Annotated in this window: 17 protein-coding genes; 4 read left to right on the forward strand and 13 right to left on the reverse strand. The window is 67.0% G+C overall.

Features of this window, described 5'->3' with window-relative positions; genetic code table 11:
* Positions 1–3: 3 nt before the first annotated feature.
* Entirely contained in the window at positions 4–1,143 is a 1,140-nt protein-coding gene (locus tag ACYQR9_RS19710) for an ATP-binding protein (protein ID WP_207411444.1), read from the reverse strand.
* On the reverse strand, positions 1,140–2,186 hold the full coding sequence (gene dusB, locus ACYQR9_RS19715) for a tRNA dihydrouridine synthase DusB (protein ID WP_461227778.1): 1,047 nt from the start codon (positions 2,184–2,186) through the stop codon (positions 1,140–1,142). Before dusB ends, ACYQR9_RS19710 begins: the two co-directional genes overlap by 4 nt.
* 134 nt (positions 2,187–2,320) lie before the next feature.
* Here dusB and ACYQR9_RS19720 point away from each other — a divergent pair, with 134 nt between their 5' ends.
* Both ACYQR9_RS19720 and ACYQR9_RS19725 read left to right on the forward strand, forming a co-directional pair.
* Positions 2,321–3,592, forward strand: coding sequence for a bifunctional 2-C-methyl-D-erythritol 4-phosphate cytidylyltransferase/2-C-methyl-D-erythritol 2,4-cyclodiphosphate synthase (locus ACYQR9_RS19720; protein WP_461227779.1), 1,272 nt, complete (start codon positions 2,321–2,323; stop codon positions 3,590–3,592).
* Positions 3,589–4,098: a CinA family protein gene (locus ACYQR9_RS19725; protein WP_461227780.1), complete on the forward strand. Its 510-nt coding sequence runs from the start codon at positions 3,589–3,591 to the stop codon at positions 4,096–4,098. Before ACYQR9_RS19720 ends, ACYQR9_RS19725 begins: the two co-directional genes overlap by 4 nt.
* 205 nt (positions 4,099–4,303) lie before the next feature.
* On the opposite strand, the gene ACYQR9_RS19730 is transcribed toward ACYQR9_RS19725, so the two are convergent.
* The 4 genes from ACYQR9_RS19730 to ACYQR9_RS19745 form a co-directional block, all read right to left on the reverse strand.
* A complete protein-coding gene (locus ACYQR9_RS19730) occupies positions 4,304–4,564 on the reverse strand; it encodes a PepSY domain-containing protein (protein ID WP_461227781.1) in 261 nt (86 codons plus the stop codon).
* A 495-nt stretch (positions 4,565–5,059) separates the two neighbouring features.
* Positions 5,060–5,515, reverse strand: a complete 456-nt coding sequence (locus ACYQR9_RS19735) for a type II toxin-antitoxin system RatA family toxin (RefSeq protein ID WP_056433376.1) — start codon at positions 5,513–5,515, stop codon at positions 5,060–5,062.
* A gap of 6 nt (positions 5,516–5,521) precedes the next feature.
* Positions 5,522–6,490: a lipoyl synthase gene (gene lipA / locus ACYQR9_RS19740; RefSeq protein ID WP_461229849.1), complete on the reverse strand. Its 969-nt coding sequence runs from the start codon at positions 6,488–6,490 to the stop codon at positions 5,522–5,524.
* Between the two features lie 104 nt (positions 6,491–6,594).
* Positions 6,595–6,885 carry a GlsB/YeaQ/YmgE family stress response membrane protein gene (locus ACYQR9_RS19745; protein ID WP_056433378.1) on the reverse strand — a complete coding sequence of 97 codons (291 nt, stop codon included), beginning with the start codon at positions 6,883–6,885 and terminating at the stop codon, positions 6,595–6,597.
* 394 nt (positions 6,886–7,279) lie between these two features.
* Here ACYQR9_RS19745 and ACYQR9_RS19750 point away from each other — a divergent pair, with 394 nt between their 5' ends.
* Entirely contained in the window at positions 7,280–8,491 is a 1,212-nt protein-coding gene (locus ACYQR9_RS19750; protein WP_461227782.1) for an SDR family oxidoreductase, read from the forward strand.
* Between the two features lie 96 nt (positions 8,492–8,587).
* A complete protein-coding gene (locus ACYQR9_RS19755) occupies positions 8,588–9,934 on the forward strand; it encodes a PQQ-dependent sugar dehydrogenase (RefSeq protein WP_461227783.1) in 1,347 nt (448 codons plus the stop codon).
* A 46-nt stretch (positions 9,935–9,980) separates the two neighbouring features.
* Here ACYQR9_RS19755 and ACYQR9_RS19760 read toward each other — a convergent pair whose 3' ends face one another.
* The 7 genes from ACYQR9_RS19760 to ACYQR9_RS19790 form a co-directional block, all read right to left on the reverse strand.
* The gene (locus tag ACYQR9_RS19760) at positions 9,981–10,622 is read right to left on the reverse strand and encodes a L,D-transpeptidase (protein ID WP_461227784.1); all 642 of its coding nucleotides are present in this window, start codon (positions 10,620–10,622) and stop codon (positions 9,981–9,983) included.
* A gap of 79 nt (positions 10,623–10,701) precedes the next feature.
* Positions 10,702–10,935 carry a hypothetical protein gene (locus ACYQR9_RS19765; RefSeq protein ID WP_424753635.1) on the reverse strand — a complete coding sequence of 78 codons (234 nt, stop codon included), beginning with the start codon at positions 10,933–10,935 and terminating at the stop codon, positions 10,702–10,704.
* Between the two features lie 112 nt (positions 10,936–11,047).
* Positions 11,048–12,487, reverse strand: coding sequence for a dihydrolipoyl dehydrogenase (lpdA, locus tag ACYQR9_RS19770; protein ID WP_056433388.1), 1,440 nt, complete (start codon positions 12,485–12,487; stop codon positions 11,048–11,050).
* Positions 12,488–12,997, reverse strand: a complete 510-nt coding sequence (locus ACYQR9_RS19775; RefSeq protein ID WP_461227785.1) for an endonuclease domain-containing protein — start codon at positions 12,995–12,997, stop codon at positions 12,488–12,490.
* A 173-nt stretch (positions 12,998–13,170) separates the two neighbouring features.
* Positions 13,171–14,595: a pyruvate dehydrogenase complex dihydrolipoamide acetyltransferase gene (locus ACYQR9_RS19780; protein ID WP_461227786.1), complete on the reverse strand. Its 1,425-nt coding sequence runs from the start codon at positions 14,593–14,595 to the stop codon at positions 13,171–13,173.
* 43 nt (positions 14,596–14,638) lie between these two features.
* Positions 14,639–14,929 carry a DUF5076 domain-containing protein gene (locus ACYQR9_RS19785; RefSeq protein WP_018043098.1) on the reverse strand — a complete coding sequence of 97 codons (291 nt, stop codon included), beginning with the start codon at positions 14,927–14,929 and terminating at the stop codon, positions 14,639–14,641.
* A gap of 142 nt (positions 14,930–15,071) precedes the next feature.
* Positions 15,072–16,517 carry a pyruvate dehydrogenase complex E1 component subunit beta gene (locus tag ACYQR9_RS19790; RefSeq protein ID WP_207411432.1) on the reverse strand — a complete coding sequence of 482 codons (1,446 nt, stop codon included), beginning with the start codon at positions 16,515–16,517 and terminating at the stop codon, positions 15,072–15,074.
* Positions 16,518–16,632: the final 115 nt, after the last annotated feature.

A 16,632-nucleotide genomic window follows, 5' to 3' on the forward strand; every position in this document is an offset into this window, starting at 1 on the left:
ACTCTATTGCTCCACGACCGATTCGCGCCCGTCTCGGGCGCTCGACATGGGAAGGAGGAGACGGAAAGTGGTGCGGCGCGGCACCGGATCGCATTCGACGATGCCACCGTGATCGCCGATGATCTTGGCAGCCAATGCAAGTCCGAGGCCGGACCCCTGGGCTTTGGTGGTCACGAACGGGTCGAACAGGTCAGGCAAAAGCTCGGCCGAGACCCCCGGCCCGTTATCCCGCACCGCGACTTCGATGGGCAGGCTGACCCGCTCGCGCGAGCCCGGAACCTGCATCTTCAGCCCCGTACGGAAGGCGGTGGAGAGTGTGATCTCGCCGTCCACCGCATCGGCGCCGATGGCCTCGGCGGCGTTCTTCACGAGGTTGAGGATGACCTGGATCAACTGATCGCGATTGCCGAGGACCGGCGGCAGCGACGGGTCGTAGGTCTCGACGAAGCGGATATGCCGGGCAAAGCCCGACTGGGCCGAGCGCTTCACCTGATCGAGCACGCCGTGCACGTTGACGGGGCCTCGTTCGACCGGGCGCTCGTCGCCGAACAGCTCCATCCGCTCGACGATGCGGACGATCCGGTCGGATTCGTCGCATATCAGCCGGGTGAGCAGGCGGTCGTCTTCGGTGCCCGATTGTTCGAGGAGCTGGGCCGCCCCGCGGATGCCCGCGAGCGGGTTCTTGATTTCATGCGCCAGCATGGCGCCCAGCGCGATCATCGAGCGCGCGGCGCCGCGATGGGTGAGCTGGCGGTTCATCTTGTCGGCGATGGTGCGCTCCTGCAGCATCATCACCACCGCGTCCTCCTCGTCGCCGAGGGGGGTCGCGAAAACGTCGACATTGCGCTCCAGGCCGGAGCGCGGCTGAACCAGTTCGACGCCGTATTCGCTGACGCTCGCCTTGCGGCGGCGCACTTCGGCCACGAGAGCGCTGATCGGGGACGAGAACGGGATGATGTCGCGCAAGTGCCGGCGCTGCATCAACCGGGCGGAATGGTCGAAGAACGTCTCCCCCGCGTGGTTCACGTGAAGGATGCGGTCATCCGCGCCGATGGTCAGAACCGGCAGCGGCAGCGCGTTGATCACCGCCTCACTCGAAGGCAATGGGCGGGTCCTTCCGCCATGTTCCTTGTCCGCGCTCACGCTGCCTCCTCGGTGATGGACGGTTCGCGCAGGGGCCGCATCGCCCTCAGGAGAAGGTCGGCCGCGATTGTCGGGTCGGTCGTGGTGAGAAGCCGTGTCCGGTCATCCGAGCCGAGGGCGCCGACATCGTCCACATAGGCCGCCAGATGCTTGCGCGCGTGGCGCACGCCCATGGCGGGGCCGTAGAGCGCGAGGAGCCCCTGGTAATGCTCCAGGGCGAGGGCGGCCTTCTCTTCGGCGTCGAGGGAACGCGGTGCCCGGCCGGCGAGACCGGCGGCGATCTCGCCCACGAGCCAGGGACGACCCACGGCCGCACGCCCGATCATCAACCCGGCAGCGCCCGATGCGGCGAGGCAGGCCCGCGCGCCGGCGAGATCCACCACGTCGCCATTGGCGATGACAGGAATCGAGACCGCGTCCACCACGGCGCGGATGGCGGCCCAATCGGCCTGGCCCTTGTAGAATTGCTGGCGGGTGCGCCCGTGCACGGTCACCGCCGCAAGGCCGAGGCCCTGGGCGCGCCGGGCGAGATCGGGGGCGTTGAGGCTCGCATGGTCCCAGCCGAGGCGCATCTTCACGGTGACCGGGATCGCCACCGCCTCGCGGACGGCGGCGAGGATGCGCGTGGCCCCCTCGATGTCGCGCATCAGGGCGGAGCCCGCCTCGCCGCCGGTGACGGTCTTGGCCGGGCAGCCCATATTGATGTCGATGACGTCGGCGCCGTTCGCCTCGGCCAACCGGGCGGCCTCCGCCATCGAATCGGGACGGCAACCGGCGAGCTGGACCACATGGGGATCGACACCGCTCCCCTCGGCCCGCAGGCGCGCCTCCTCCGCCCCACGGGCGAATTCGGCGGCGGCGACCATTTCCGAGACGACGGCGCTTGCACCCAGACGCCGCGCGATGCGACGCATGTGCAGGTCGGTGACGCCCGACAGGGGGGCGAGCAGGACCGGCACCGAAGCCGCGGCGCCTGCCCCCTCGCCGGCCTGCCCCTGGCCATCGCCCGAGCGCAGAACGCTCAAATAATCATCAGCTTTCATTGTGCCCAACAAATAGACAATCGCCGGGGCGACGCAAGCGCCTTGCGCGATTTGATTTCAGGCTATGCCCCGCTTAAACGACAGACCACCCCAGCCATTCACGCTACCTCGAACTGATGCGGGAGCATTTTTCCATGTCCGGCACCGCCTGGAACGCCGCGGTGGTCGTCGCAGCCGGCCGCGGGATCCGCATCGGCGGTGACGTTCCCAAGCAATATCGCAGCGTCGGCGGACGCGCGGTCCTCACCCGGACCCTCGCCGCACTGGCGGCCCATCCCGACCTCGCGGTGATCCAGCCCGTGATCGCCGCGGACGCGGCCTCGTTCTACCACGCCTGCGTCGCGGAACTCGACCCCGTTCTGCGCGCCAAGCTCGCGGCGCCCGTCGAAGGCGGCGCCACGCGCCAGCAATCCGTCCGGGCCGGTCTCGAAGCCCTGGCCGCAAAGTCGGTGGAAACGGGCGCGCCGGGCCTCGTCCTGGTTCACGACGCGGCCCGCCCGCATGTGGACGAGGCGCTGATCGACCGTGCCCTCGTGGCCGGTCGTGACCATGGCGCGGCGGTGCCCGGCATCGCCGTCACCGATACGATCAAGATCGTCGAGGATGTCGGCCCGGGTATCGGCCGGGTGCGCGAGACCCCTGCCCGCGAATCCCTGCGCGCCGTCCAGACCCCTCAGGCCTTCGCCTTCGCGCCCCTCCTCGCCGCCCATCGCCAGGCGGCGGAGGCGGACCTCCACGGCTTCACCGATGACGGGGCTTTGGCCGAATGGGCCGGGCTCGACGTGGTGGTGTTCGAGGGCGACCCGCGCAATCGCAAGATCACCCAACCCTCCGACCTGATCGAGGCCGACCGCGGCTTTTCCGGCAGCGATGTGCTGCCCTCCGAACCAGAGACCGATTCCATGACGACCTATGTGACCCGCCTCGGGACCGGCTTCGACGTCCACGCCTTCACCGAGGGCGACCATGTCTGGCTCGGCGGCGTGAAGATCCCCGCCGATCGCGGCGTGCTGGCCCATTCCGACGGGGACGTGGCGTTGCACGCTCTCACCGACGCCCTCCTCGGGGCGATCGCGGATGGCGATATCGGCACGCATTTCCCGCCGAGCGACGAGCAATGGCGCGGCGCCTCGTCCGACCGGTTCCTGGCCCATGCGGTGAAGCTCGTCCGCGACCGGGGCGGCCGGATCGACCATCTCGACATCACCGTGCTGGCGGAAGCGCCGCGCATCGGCGCCCATCGCGAGGCGATCCGCGCCCGCATCGCCGAGATCTGCGGCGTGAAGCTGAGTTCGGTTTCCATCAAGGCGACGACGACCGAGAAGCTCGGCTTCGTCGGTCGCGCCGAGGGGCTCGCGGCCCAGGCGGCGGCGACGATCCGCCTGCCGGAAGAAGACGCGGCGTGATCGACGACCCGGCGCTCCTCGCCCGCGCCGAGGCGCTGGTGGCGGCCTATGCTGCCGCCGGCCTCCGTGCGGCCTGCGCCGAATCCTGCACCGGTGGCCTCGTCGCCGGGCTGCTCACCGCCGTCCCCGGCTCCTCGGCGGTGGTCGAGCGCGGTTTCGTCACCTATTCCAACGAGGCCAAGACAGAGATGCTCGGCGTGCCCGCCGACCTCATCGCGACCCATGGGGCGGTGAGCAAATCCGTCGCCCGCGCCATGGCGGAGGGGGCGCTCGCCCATTCGCGCGCGGATGTGGCGGTCTCGATCACCGGCATCGCCGGCCCGGGCGGCGGCAGCGAGGCCAAGCCCGTGGGCCTCGTGCATTTCGGCCTCGCCCGCCGGGGCGCTGCGACCCGACATATCGAGCGCCGTTTCGGCGATCTCGGCCGGGGCGAAATCCGCCGCGCGGCCGTGGCGGAGGCGCTGGAGCTGTTCGGCAGGGCCGTGGAGCCCGTCGGGACGGATTGAGGCCTATTTCAGTTGCTTTTCCAAGGCTCTACCTCATCCTGAGGTGACGCGTAGCGGCCTCGAAGGAGGCTTCCAGCCAGCATCGAGCGATCTGGAGGGCTCCTTCGAGGCCGCCGCTGTGCGGCGTCACCTCAGGATGAGGTGGTCTGATAGGATGATCGACTTCGGTCTCGCCATCCGCTGAGCAATCCGATCAGACTGGCTTTCAATCGGCGACTTCGCCGAGGATCGCGCCCGTCTTCGGATCGGCATCGAACTTCATCTTTTGGCCGTTCTTGATGCCCTCGCCGTCCCAATGGCCGTCATCGGCCTCGAGCTTCGTGATCTCGGTGTAGCCCTCGGCCATCAGCGCCTTCTTGACCTGATCGATCGGCAGCCAGTCGGCACCGGGCTGGTCCGCCACGGCGAAACCGGAGAGGCCGGCATTCAAGGCGAGGGCGAGGGCGAGAAGCGGGATCGGTCTCACGGGGTGTTCTCCGGTGGCGCTGCACCCCGGTATCTAGGGCCCCGCGCGGCATCCGTCCGCCCGTCTTATCTACGGTGCCACACATCTCGCGGGTTGATCGGGTCCGCTCTCCTGGAAGGCAGGGCGATTGCATATGGCACCACGCCGTCATTCCGGGTCGCCAGAGGCGAGCCCGGAACCCAGAGCCGCCGACGGTGCAAAGTCCTGCACCGCCTGTGTTTCTGGATCCCGGGCTCCGCTGCGCGGCCCCGGGATGACGGGGTGCTGCGATTCGATTTTCGACGAGCAAATCGGCATATGCGATCGCCCTGCCCGGAAGGAGAGGGACAGGGTGAGGTGTATAACCTATCCGGAGATGGACCACACCTCACCCCAGCCCTCTCCTTCCAGAAGAGGGAGACGGTCGCGCCTCATGTCGACCCCTCATGGGTAGAGAAGCGGCCGTCGAGCAGATGTGTGGATCCAGTAGCCCGTCAGAGAACGGGCACCGGCGCGTCAGGCGACGCCGTACACCCGGTCCGCCCTGCCCTCGAACGCATCGGTGAACTTGCGGAAGGCGCGGTCGAACATCGTTCCCATGAGCAGGCCGAGGGTGCGGCTCTTGAACTCGTAGTTGATGAAGAAGTCGACATCGCAGCCGGCGGGAGATTTCTCCTTGAAACCCCAGCGGTTCTCGAGGTGCCGGAACGGCCCATCGATATATTCGGCGACGATCTTCAGGTTCTGCGGATCGAGGGTGACGCGGGTGGTGAAGCGCTCGCGGATCGCCTTGTAGCCAACCCCCATCTCGGCAACGAGAATCTCGGTCCCGTCCGCGCCGGGTTGGCGGCGCAAGACGCGCAGGGACTCACAGAGCGGCAGGAATTCCGGATAGCGTTCCACGTCGGCCACGAGGTCGTACATCTGCTGCGGCGAGTGGCGCACCGCGCGGTTGATCCGGAAGGAAGGCATCGGCCCTCAGGCGTTGGCAGGCGCGAGCCGAGCGAGCCGGGCGGCCTTCAATCGAGAAAAATCCTCGCCCGCATGGTGCGAGGAGCGGGTCAGGGGCGTCGCCGAGACGAGGAGGAAACCCTTGGAATAGGCCGTGGTTTCAAGGGTCTTGAATTCTTCCGGCGGGACGAAGCGCCTCACCTCGTGGTGCTTCTTCGTCGGCTGCAGGTACTGGCCGATGGTGAGGAAGTCCACATCCGCCGAACGCAGGTCGTCCATGAGTTGGACGATCTCGTTCCGCTCCTCGCCGAGGCCGACCATGATGCCGGACTTGGTGAAGATGGTGGGGTCGAGCTCCTTCACCCGCTGCAGCAGGCGGACCGAATGGAAATAGCGCGCGCCGGGGCGGACGGTGAGGTAATTGCCCGGCACCGTCTCCATGTTGTGGTTGAACACGTCCGGTCGCGCCTCCACGACGAGCTCCAGCGCCCCGTCCTTGCGCAGGAAATCGGGGGTGAGCACCTCGATCGTGGTGGCGGGGCTGCGCTCGCGAATGGCCCGGATGGTGCGGAAGAAATGCATCGCCCCTCCATCGGCGAGGTCGTCGCGGTCCACCGACGTGATGACTACGTGATGCAGGCCCAGCTTGGCCACCGAATCGGCGATCTTGGCGGGCTCGTCGTCGTCGAGGGCGTTCGGCAGGCCGGTGCGCACGTTGCAGAAGGCGCAGGCCCGCGTGCAGGTGTCGCCCATGATCATGAAGGTGGCGTGCTTCTTCTCCCAGCACTCGCCGATATTTGGGCAGCCCGCCTCCTCGCAGACCGTGACGAGGCCGTGCTCCTTCACGATGGCGCGGGTGGCGTTCCAGCCGGGCGATCCGGGTGCCTTCACCCGGATCCAGTCGGGCTTGCGCTGGATCGGGTTGTCGGGGCGATGCGCCTTTTCCGGGTGCCGGGGGCGCTGGTCGTTTCGCAGGAGGTCGAGGACGACGGCCATGGCATACCGGGCAAGCTGCGCCGGCAACGTGCCGGTGCTCAGGCCGGAACGTAATGGCTCGGCCACCGCATCGCAAACGATCGGGAAACGATCCGCCTAACCTGTCAGTAGCTCATGCCGCGCCCGCGGATCGCCCGGTAGATGGTGATGATGATGACCGCGCCCACGGTCGCCGAGATGAGGTTGCGCCAGAAGCCGTAGATCGGGATGTGGAGCTTGGCGGCGAGGTAGTTCCCCAGCAGGCCGCCGAGGATGCCCATCGCGATGTTGGCGAACAGGCCCATATTCGCGGCGGTGAACTGTTCCGCGAGCCAGCCCGCCAGGGCGCCGATGAGGATGGCCATGAACAATCCCATGCCGGGCTGCCCCAGCGCACCGTAGACTTCGCCATCCATAGTCGTTGCTCCTCGCGATGAACGGGGGGACGCCCCGCGTCGCATCCTACCTGTGATGCCCCGCTGCGTGGCGCAAGTTGCCCTGGCGGACCTGATATCGAGTTTTCCCGCGCTGCGATCTTCGCGTGGATGGACGCAGGTCATGCAATGACAGGTTTAGGCTCGGTCAATCGGGTGGATGCACCTCGGTCCGGAGCGTAGTCAGCCTCACGGTGCAAGATATAATACAAAATTAACGATATTTCTTAACCATGATTCGACTGAACCCGGCATAGTTAGGGAAAATTTTACGTATTAATTTCCACACACTTGTCAGCATCTTGTTAACGATCCCTTAACTATCTTTGGGCTGCCGAAACGTCCGCCCGGATGTGCAGTCCTTGGAGCGAGTGCTGTGAGTCGAATTCTTCTGACAGGTGCGACAGGGCTCATCGGCGGTGCTGTCCTGCACCGCGCCCTGGTGGCGAAAACCGATGCCGAATGGGTCTGCCTGGTGCGCGCCTCCGACGAGGAGGCCGGGCGTCAGCGCATCGCGGCGCGTCTCGGCCGCTTCACGAGTGCCCTGAACGCCCAGCGGATGGCACAGCGCGTGGAGATCGTGGCGGGCGATTTCACCAAGGCCGACCAGATCGCCGATCCGCGTCTGGATTCCGTGACGCAGGTTCTGCATCTGGCCGCCGACACCTCGTGGTGGGCGCAGGAGAAGGTGCACCGGACCAACCATGACGGTACCCTGGCCCTGGCCCGGCGCGCGGCGCGGATGCCGCGGCTCGACCGTTTCCTGCATGTGAGCACGGCGATGATCTGCGGCGGCAAGCCGCCCACCATGGTGGACGAGACCCGCTACCCCGACCCCGACGCCGCGCATCTCGTGCATTACAGCGCGTCGAAAGCCGCCGCCGAGACGTCGCTCGCGGCCGGTTTCGCGGACCTGCCCCTCGTGGTGGCGCGCCCCTCCATCGTGCTCGGCCACTCGACGCTGGGTGCCCGGCCGGGTTCGAGCATCCTTTGGGTGATCCGCGCCTGCGACCGGCTGCGGCTCGTCGCCGGTTCCCGTGACGGGACCGTCGACATCGTCCCCACCGACTGGGTGGCCGACACCCTGGTGGAGATGCTCGCGAGGCCCGCCCTCGCCCACGGCACCTACCACCTCTCCGCCGGCAAGCTGAGCCGCACCCGCTGGAGCGAGCTCGGCCGCACCCTCGATCGCGTCGACCCGGCCGAGGGTCCGCGCCACTACGAGGAGTTCTCCGCCCGCGACCGGGCGACCCTTCACAAGCGCTTCACCGAGGTCTTCGGCATGGACGAGGCGATCAAGGTGGCGATGTTCCGGGCGCTGCAGGCCTATTACCGGTTCTGCGAACTCGACGTGACCTTCGACAATACCCGCCTCCTGGCGGAGGGCTTCGCCCCTCCCCCCGCGCTCTCGGAATACATCGGCCGCTGCATCGAGACCTCCGGCGAGATCATCGATCAGTTCCGCGAGGATTTCGGCGGATTTGCCGGGGCGCCCGTGCGGGGCGAGCAGACCGCTCGTCCGAGGCCGTCCCAGCCCGATGGCGTCACGAACCGGACCGTGGCGCGACGGGGATCCGCCCCAGGCTGATCCCTCCCTTGCCGTAGCCAAATCTCACCTCGCCCATGTAATCTGAGCGAAGGGCGTCCGGCTCGGGCGCGGATACGCGGATACAGGGTCACCACCATGCGGAATCGATCGAAGCTCGGCCTTGCGGCCTTGGGCGTAGTGCTTCTTGGCGGAGCGGCATTCCTCCGCTTCGTCGTCTACCCCGAGAAGGCCAGTCTCGAAGCCTCGGCCGGGGAAGGGGCCAACCCCACCCTCCCCGCTCCCAACCCGACCTTGATGCCGACCGTGAACATCGCCCGCGTCGCCCGCTGGGAGAACGGCGCCAAGCCGAAGCCGGCCACTGGGCTTCAGGTCGCGGCCTATGCGGCCGGGTTCGACCATCCACGCTGGATGTATCTCCTGCCCAATGGCGACGTGCTGGTGGCGGAGGCGAACAAGCCCAAGACCGACGACCCCTCCACCGGCATCGCCGACTGGGTCGCCGACAAGGTGAAGAGCATGGCCGGCGCCGGCGTGCCGAGCCCGGACCGGATCGTGCTCCTGCGCGACAAGGATGGCGACGGGGTCGCCGAGGAGCGCCACATGTTCCTCACCGGCTTGCACTCGCCCTTCGGCATGGCGTTGGTGGGCAGCGATCTCTATGTCGCCAATGCCGATGCCCTGGTGAAGGTGCCCTACGCACAGGGCCAGACCGAGATCACCGCGAAGCCCGAGAGGGTGGTCGAGCTACCGTCCGGCATCAACCACCATTGGACGAAGAACGTCATCGCGAGCCCGGATGGTAACAAGCTCTTCGTCACCGTGGGCTCGAACAGCAATGTCGGCGAGAACGGTCTCGACAAGGAGGTGGGCCGCGCCGCGATCTGGGAATACACGATCGGCACGAAGCAGATGCGCGAGTTCGCCACCGGCCTGCGCAACCCCAACGGCCTCGCCTTCGAGCCCACCACCGGCGCCCTCTGGACGGCGGTGAACGAGCGTGACGAGATCGGCAGCGACCTCGTGCCCGACTACGTCACCTCGGTGAAGGAGGGCGGCTTCTATGGCTGGCCCTACAGCTACTGGGGCAAGCATGTGGACGAGCGGGTCTCGCCGCAGAAGCCCGACCTCGTCGCCAAGGCCATCGCGCCGGACTATGCGGTCGGCACCCACACCGCGTCTCTGGGCATCGCCTTCTCCAACGGCTCGGCCCTGCCGGAGGCGTGGAAGAGCGGCCTCTTCGTGGCCCAGCACGGCTCATGGAACCGCCGCCCGAAGAGCGGCTACAAGGTGATCTATGTGCCCTTCAAGGACGGTAAGCCCACCGGCCAACCCGTCGAGGCGCTCACAGGCTTCCTCGATGCCGACGAGAAGGCGCAGGGGCGGCCCGTTGGCGTGATCCTCGACAAGACCGGGGCGTTGCTCGTGTCGGACGATGTGGGGAAGGTGATCTGGCGGGTGAGTGGGGGGACTCAGACGCAGTGAAACCGAACCGGGTCTCTGACGACCGGGAGGGAGGGGGTCTCCCTCCCTAGTATCCGTCATCGTAGACAACGACCGTTCCGTACCCACTACGTTCGTCAAGCGGATTGCGAGACACACGTGCGACCGGTGCGTCGTAGTAGTTTTCCTGCTCCCACGCCCGGTCTCGCGCGCTTTGAGACACGACGCGACGTGCGCGCTCCGAGGAGCGAGCCACACGCTGCGCTTCGGACCGACGGAGGTTGGCGACGGGCGCATGAATGCTGCCCTCGACGGTGACACGCGTCCCACCCATCCCCTGCTGCCTCACCAGCGCGAACAAAGTCGCGGCGTTGCGCGGCGAGAGCCGGACACAGCCATGCGAGGCCGGGCGGCCGAGATGACGGGTCTGATGGGTGGCGTGGATGGCGTGGCCGGCGGGCGTGAAGAAGATCGCGTGCGGCATCGGCGCGTTGTCCCATTCGCGGGAAAAGTGCGTCTTCTCCATCCGGAACGGCCGATATGCGCCGTTCGGCGTGTCGTAGCGGGCGAGCCCCGTGGAGACCGGCCAGACATGCCTGGTCTCGCCGTCCACCGCGACACTCATGCGCTGCGCCTCCTTGTCGATGGTCACGCGCAACTCGGCCGAGGCGGGATGCGTCAGCGCCGCGAGGGCGAAGGCGGACAGGAGGGTGGCGAGACGGCGGCGCATGATCGTCCTCGGTGTGATGCGAGGGTACATGCGCCAGCGGGCGCGCGCTTCAAGCGATGCGTTCTGCTTAACGCGTGCTTCAGCCCCTGAGGGCGGAGCGGACATAACCCCGCGAAATCAACCGGCTGGTCTCGCGTGCCCGACGCTCGGCCTGCATCAGGTCGGACAGCGCGTCGGTGATGGCGCAGCGGAGCGCGATCTCCGCATCCCCCGCCGTGCTGGTGAGATAAGCCTGGGCGATATCCTCCACCGGACAGTGCAGGCCCGGCTCCGCCTCACCCTCGTTCCTGATCCTGGTCAGCGTCTTCGGCATGGCCCGTCTCCGACTCGCATTGAGAACGAAGACAGAACACGCCGTGACGGTTAACGGATCCTTACCCGGGTGGTTATAAGCCTGTGGACATCGGCACGATGATGTGCCGGGCTCAGCTGTGGATCACCTTGCCGTAGGCATCGAGCACGCTCTCGTGCATCATTTCGCTTAGGGTCGGGTGCGGGAAGACCGTGTGCATCAGGTCTTCCTCCGTCGTCTCCAGGTTCATGGCGACGACGTAGCCCTGGATCAGTTCGGTAACTTCCGCTCCCACCATGTGGGCGCCGAGCAACTGGCCGGTCTTGGCGTCGAACACCGTCTTCACCAGCCCGTCCGGCTCGCCGAGCGCGATGGCCTTGCCGTTGCCGGCGAAGGGGAAGCGGCCGACCTTCACGGAGAATCCCAGCTCCTTCGCCTTGGCCTCGGTGAGGCCGACGCTGGCGATCTGCGGCTGGCAATAGGTGCAGCCGGGGATCTTGGCTTTGTCCATGGCGTGGGTGTGCAGGCCCTTGATCGTCTCCACGCAGAGCACGCCCTCGTGCTCGGCCTTGTGGGCGAGCATCGGCGGTCCGGCGACGTCGCCGATGGCGTAGATGCCCGGCACATTGGTGTTGCCGAGCCCATCGGTGACGACGATGCCGCGCTCGATGCCGATTCCAAGCTTCTCGAGACCGAGATTCTCGATGTTGCCGACGACGCCCACCGCCGAGATCAGCTTCTCCGCCGTCAGCTGCTGGCTCTTGCCGTCCGTCGTCTCGACGGTGGCGGTGACGGAATCGGCCGCCTTCTCCACCTTAGTCACCTTGGCGCCGGTGAGGATCTTGATGCCCTGCTTCTCGAAGCGCTTGCGGGCGAGGCCGGCGATCTCGGCATCCTCCACCGGCAGGATCTGCGGCAGCAGCTCGATCACCGTCACCTCGGCGCCCATGGTGCGGTAGAACGAGGCGAACTCGATGCCGATGGCGCCCGAGCCCATGACGAGCAGGCTCTTGGGCATCGTCTCCGGCACCATGGCCTCGTAATAGGTCCAGATTTGCTTCTTGTCCGGCTCGATGCCCGGGATCGCGCGGGGGCGGGCACCCGTGGCGACGATGATGTGCTTGGCCGAATAGGAGCCGGCGGCGAGCGCACCCTTCGGCGCGGGGGCGCGGCTCGTTTCCTTCACCGTGACCTTGCCGGGCTCGTTGCCCTTGGCCGCGGCCTCGATGGTGGCCTCGCCCCAGATCACATCGACCTTGTTCTTCTTGAGCAGCATGCCGACGCCGCCGTTGAGCCGGGTCGAGACGCCGCGCGAGCGCTTGACGATGGCGGCCGTGTCGAACCCGACTTTCTCCGCCGACAACCCGTAATCGGAAGCGTGCTGCATGTAATGGTAGATCTCGGCCGAGCGCAGCAGCGCCTTCGTGGGGATGCAGCCCCAGTTCAGGCAGATGCCGCCGAGATGCTCGCGGTCCACCACCGCGGTCTTGAACCCGAGTTGCGCCGCCCGGATGGCCGCGACGTAGCCCCCGGGGCCTGCGCCGATGACGAGGATGTCGTAGGTGTTGGACATTCAGGGCTCCGCGGTCTCTCCTCCCCCTTGCGGGGAGGAGGTAGGAGGTGGGGGTGGTGCCGGATGAAACGTGTAAGGTGCCGATTGACCCTTCGGCGTTGCCAATCCTGTCTCGGGCAGGACATGTAACGACGGGTCGGAGAGTGCGGCGAATATTGTCTCGAGGACGATGTCGATCCGCAGCATGACGTCTGCATTGGTGAATCTGAAAACGCGGAAATCTCTCTCTTCGAGAGCGAGCGTTCGGGTTTCATCGTAAGCGGCCATGTGGTCGTGGCTATGCTGCCCGCCTTCGACTTCGACGATCATGCGCGCGGACAGACAACAGAAATCAGCGACGTAAGGACCGAGGGCAACCTGACGACGGAAATGCGAGCCTTCGATCGGCAGGCAATGCCTCAGGTGCCGCCACAATCGCCTCTCCGCCTCTGTCGATGTTCGGCGCAGGGTCTTCGCATTCAGTGCGGCGCGTGGAGAGACAGAGTGCCGAGGCGGTTCCTTCCATGGCATCGGCTGTCGCCTCCCGTGAACCCCACCAAGCTCGCGCACCTCCCTCCCCCTTGTGGGGAGGGATCGAGGGTGGGGGTGGCTCCGCCGGACTTCGCAGTGGGTCACCCAGTCACCCCCACCTCCAACTCCTCCCCACAAGGGGGAGGAGGGCTCGTTCAGTCTGGTCCGAAAGACTAGACCAGCATCCCCATCGGGTTCTCGATCAGGCTCTTGAAGGCCGAGATCAACTCGGCGCCGAGAGCCCCGTCGAGCACACGGTGGTCGCAGGACAACGTGGCGGTCATCACCTGGACCACCGCCGGGGCGCCGTCCTTCACCACGACGCGCTTCTCGCCCGCACCCACCGCCAGGATCGAGGATTGCGGCGGGTTGATCACCGCCGTGAAGTGCTTGATGCCGAACATGCCGAGGTTCGACACCGAGGTGACGCCGCCCTGGTACTCTTCCGGCTTCAGCTTCTTGGCCCGCGCCCGGCCGGCAAAGTCCTTCATCTCGTTCGAGATGGTGGAAAGCGTCTTCTGGTCGGCCTTGCGGATCACCGGGGTGAACAACCCGCCGTCGATGGCGACGGCGACGCCTACCTCGGCATTGTTGAAGCGTAGGATCCGGTCCTCGGCCCAGACCGCGTTGGCGGCCGGCACGCGCATCAGCGCCAAGCCCATCGCCTTGATGACGAAGTCGTTCACCGAGAGCTTGAACAGGGGCTTGCCGTCCTTGGTGGTGCCGGCGCTCTTGTTGAGCTGTTCGCGCAGGGCCATCAGCGCGTCGAGCTCGCAATCCACCGTGAGGTAGAAGTGGGGGGCCACCTGCATCGCCTCGGTGAGGCGCTTGGCGATGGTCTTCCGCATGCCGTCGAGGGGAACCTCCTCGAACGTGCCCTTCTGGTAGAAGCCGCGCACCTGATCGATGGTCAGCCCCTGTGCGGCGGCCTTTGGTGCGGGCGCTGGCGCGGCGGGAGCCGGAGCGGCCGCAGGGGCAGCGGCGGGGGCGGTTGCCTTCGGTGCGCCGGCCTTGGCCGAGCCGCTGGCGATGGCAGCGCGGACGTCGCGCTCGATCACGCGACCATGCGGGCCGGAGCCCGAGACGGCGGACAGCTCGATGCCTTCGAGCTTGGCGATGCGGCGCGCAAGCGGAGAGGCGACGATGCGGCCGCCCTGCCCGGCCTGGGGCGCGGCATCCGGCTTGGCTCCGTCCGGCGCCGCGTCGACTCGCGCGTAGGATTTATGGCCGTCGCCGGGGGTGGTGTTCAGTGCGGGCGTATCGTTCTTCGACGCGTCTGCTTTGGGAGCATCGGCCTTGGGGGCCTCCGCCGCCGCGCCGCCGTTGCCTGCGGCCCCGACGGTCTTCGGGTCTTCGCCCTCGGAGGCGATGATGGCGATGAGATCGTTCACTGGCACGTCGGCGGTGCCCTCGGCCACGATGATCTTGGCGAGGATGCCCTCGTCGATGGCCTCGACTTCCATCGTGGCCTTGTCGGTTTCGATCTCGGCGAGGACGTCGCCGGATTTGACCGCGTCGCCTTCCTTCTTGAGCCACTTGGCGAGGTTGCCCTTCTCCATCGTCGGCGACAGGGCGGGCATCAGGACGTTGATGGGCATCGTTATGAATCCTGATCGTCAGCGGATGGGCGTGGCGGGGCGGTCAGTTGAGTGTGCCGCCGGGCGGCAGGTCGGGGTCGAAGCTCTCGGAATCGAGGCCGGCGCGGATGCGCTCGAACGCCTCTTCCTCCGACATCTCGGTCTCAAGCGCGTAGACCCGGGCGGCCTGGCGCGCGAGGTCGATGAGAAGACGGCCCCAGGTATAGGGATCGTCGAAGGAGCGGCGCAGGGCCACGCTCACCGCGCCGTCCACCACGCTGGCACGCACCACCTCGATGCCACCATTGTTCAGGGCGTCGGGGGGAGCGGAGAGTTCCTGGAACTTGTCGGTCATGGTGCTGCTCTACTCTCCTCCCCCTTGTGGGGAGGAGTTTGAGGTGGGGGTGGTTGGGCGACCCTCGACGTGCGGAGGCTGGCGGAAGCACCCCCACCCTCGATCCCTCCCCACAAGGGGGAGGGAAGTTGGCGCGGTAGGCTCACCGATAGCAGACCGCCTTCACCGCCTGGATCACTTCGGCCACGTTGGGCAAGGCGAGTTTCTCGAGGTTGGCGGCGTAGGGCATCGGGACATCCTTGCCGGTGACCCGCAGGACCGGGGCGTCGAGGAAGTCGAAGGCATCGGCCATGAGACGGGCGATGATCTCGGCGCCGATGCCCGATTGCGGGAAGCCCTCCTCCACCGTGACGCAGCGGCCGGTCTTCTTCACCGATTCCACGATCGTGTCGGTATCCATTGGGCGGAGCGTGCGCAGGTCGATGACCTCCGCGTCGATGCCCTCCTCGGCCAAAGCCTGCGCCGCCTTCAGCGCGTAGGTCATGCCGATGGAGAAGGAGACGATGGTCACGTCCTTGCCGGTGCGATGGATACGCGCCTTGCCGATGGGGAGCACGAAATCGTCGAGCTTCGGCACCGGGAAGCTCTGGCCGTAGAGGATTTCGTTCTCGAGGAAGATCACCGGGTTCGGATCGCGGATCGCGGCCTTGAGCAGGCCCTTGGCGTCGGAGGCCGTATAGGGCGCGATCACCTTGAGGCCGGGCACGTTGGAGTACCAGGCGGAGTAATCGTGGCTGTGCTGGGCGCCGACGCGGGCGGCGGCACCGTTGGGGCCACGGAACACGATGGGACAGCCGAGCTGGCCGCCGGACATGTAGAGGGTCTTGGCCGCCGAGTTGATGATGTGGTCGATCGCCTGCATGGCGAAGTTGAACGTCATGAACTCGACGATGGGGCGCAGGCCGGTGAAGGCGGCACCGGCCGCGATGCCGGCGAAGCCGTGCTCGGTGATCGGCGTATCGACCACCCGGCGGGCGCCGAATTCCTGCAGCAGGCCCTGGGTCACCTTGTAGGCGCCCTGGTACTCGGCGACTTCCTCACCCATCACGAAGACCGAATCCTCGCGGCGCATCTCCTCGGCCATGGCGTCGCGGAGCGACTCGCGCACGGTCATGGTGACCATCTCGGTGCCGGCCGGGAATTCCTCCATCACCGGCGCGGGGGCCTTGTTGGTGATGACGGCCGGGGCGGCGGGAGCGTTCGGCTTGTCGTCGCCCGATTTCGCCGTGGCGGCCGGTGCAGAGGCCTGGCCTTCGGCCTGCATGGTCGGCGTCGGGGCCGATTGTGCCGGGGTCGAAGCCTCCGGCTTCGAACCGCCGCCCGCCGCCGCCGCGGCCACGTCCTCGCCTTCACCGGCGATGATGGCGATCGGCGTGTTCACCTTCACGCCCTCGGTGCCTTCCTCGATGAGGATCTTGGCGAGGACGCCTTCGTCGATGGCCTCGACTTCCATCGTGGCCTTGTCGGTCTCGATCTCGGCGAGGACATCGCCGGATTTGACCGCGTCGCCCTCCTTCTTCAGCCACTTAGCGAGCTTGCCTTCCTCCATCGTCGGAGACAGCGCGGGCATCAGGATGTCGGTCGCCATGAGGTTTTTTATCCGTAGGTTGGCGGGCGGCCTTCTGGAGAGGAAGCAGCGGCTTCTCGGTCCCTCGCTGCGGCTCTCCCCGTGCCGTCATGGCAGGGGGATGCCCCGGCTCGGG

This window comes from Methylobacterium sp. CM6241, assembly GCF_054817845.1.

Bases quoted from the DNA above. Each gene is read 5' to 3' on its own strand.
- lipA (WP_461229849.1), bottom strand. From the start codon at position 6,490: ATGGCCGTCGTCCTCGACCTCCTGCGAAACGACCAGCGCCCCCGGCAC.
- ACYQR9_RS19745 (WP_056433378.1), bottom strand. From the start codon at position 6,885: ATGGATGGCGAAGTCTACGGTGCGCTGGGGCAGCCCGGCATGGGATTG.
- ACYQR9_RS19735 (WP_056433376.1), bottom strand. From the start codon at position 5,515: ATGCCTTCCTTCCGGATCAACCGCGCGGTGCGCCACTCGCCGCAGCAG.
- ACYQR9_RS19775 (WP_461227785.1), bottom strand. From the start codon at position 12,997: ATGCCATGGAAGGAACCGCCTCGGCACTCTGTCTCTCCACGCGCCGCA.
- ACYQR9_RS19790 (WP_207411432.1), bottom strand. From the start codon at position 16,517: ATGGCGACCGACATCCTGATGCCCGCGCTGTCTCCGACGATGGAGGAA.
- lpdA (WP_056433388.1), bottom strand. From the start codon at position 12,487: ATGTCCAACACCTACGACATCCTCGTCATCGGCGCAGGCCCCGGGGGC.
- ACYQR9_RS19765 (WP_424753635.1), bottom strand. From the start codon at position 10,935: ATGCCGAAGACGCTGACCAGGATCAGGAACGAGGGTGAGGCGGAGCCG.
- ACYQR9_RS19720 (WP_461227779.1), top strand. From the start codon at position 2,321: ATGTCCGGCACCGCCTGGAACGCCGCGGTGGTCGTCGCAGCCGGCCGC.
- ACYQR9_RS19780 (WP_461227786.1), bottom strand. From the start codon at position 14,595: ATGCCCATCAACGTCCTGATGCCCGCCCTGTCGCCGACGATGGAGAAG.
- dusB (WP_461227778.1), bottom strand. From the start codon at position 2,186: ATGAAAGCTGATGATTATTTGAGCGTTCTGCGCTCGGGCGATGGCCAG.
- ACYQR9_RS19755 (WP_461227783.1), top strand. From the start codon at position 8,588: ATGCGGAATCGATCGAAGCTCGGCCTTGCGGCCTTGGGCGTAGTGCTT.
- ACYQR9_RS19785 (WP_018043098.1), bottom strand. From the start codon at position 14,929: ATGACCGACAAGTTCCAGGAACTCTCCGCTCCCCCCGACGCCCTGAAC.
- ACYQR9_RS19760 (WP_461227784.1), bottom strand. From the start codon at position 10,622: ATGCGCCGCCGTCTCGCCACCCTCCTGTCCGCCTTCGCCCTCGCGGCG.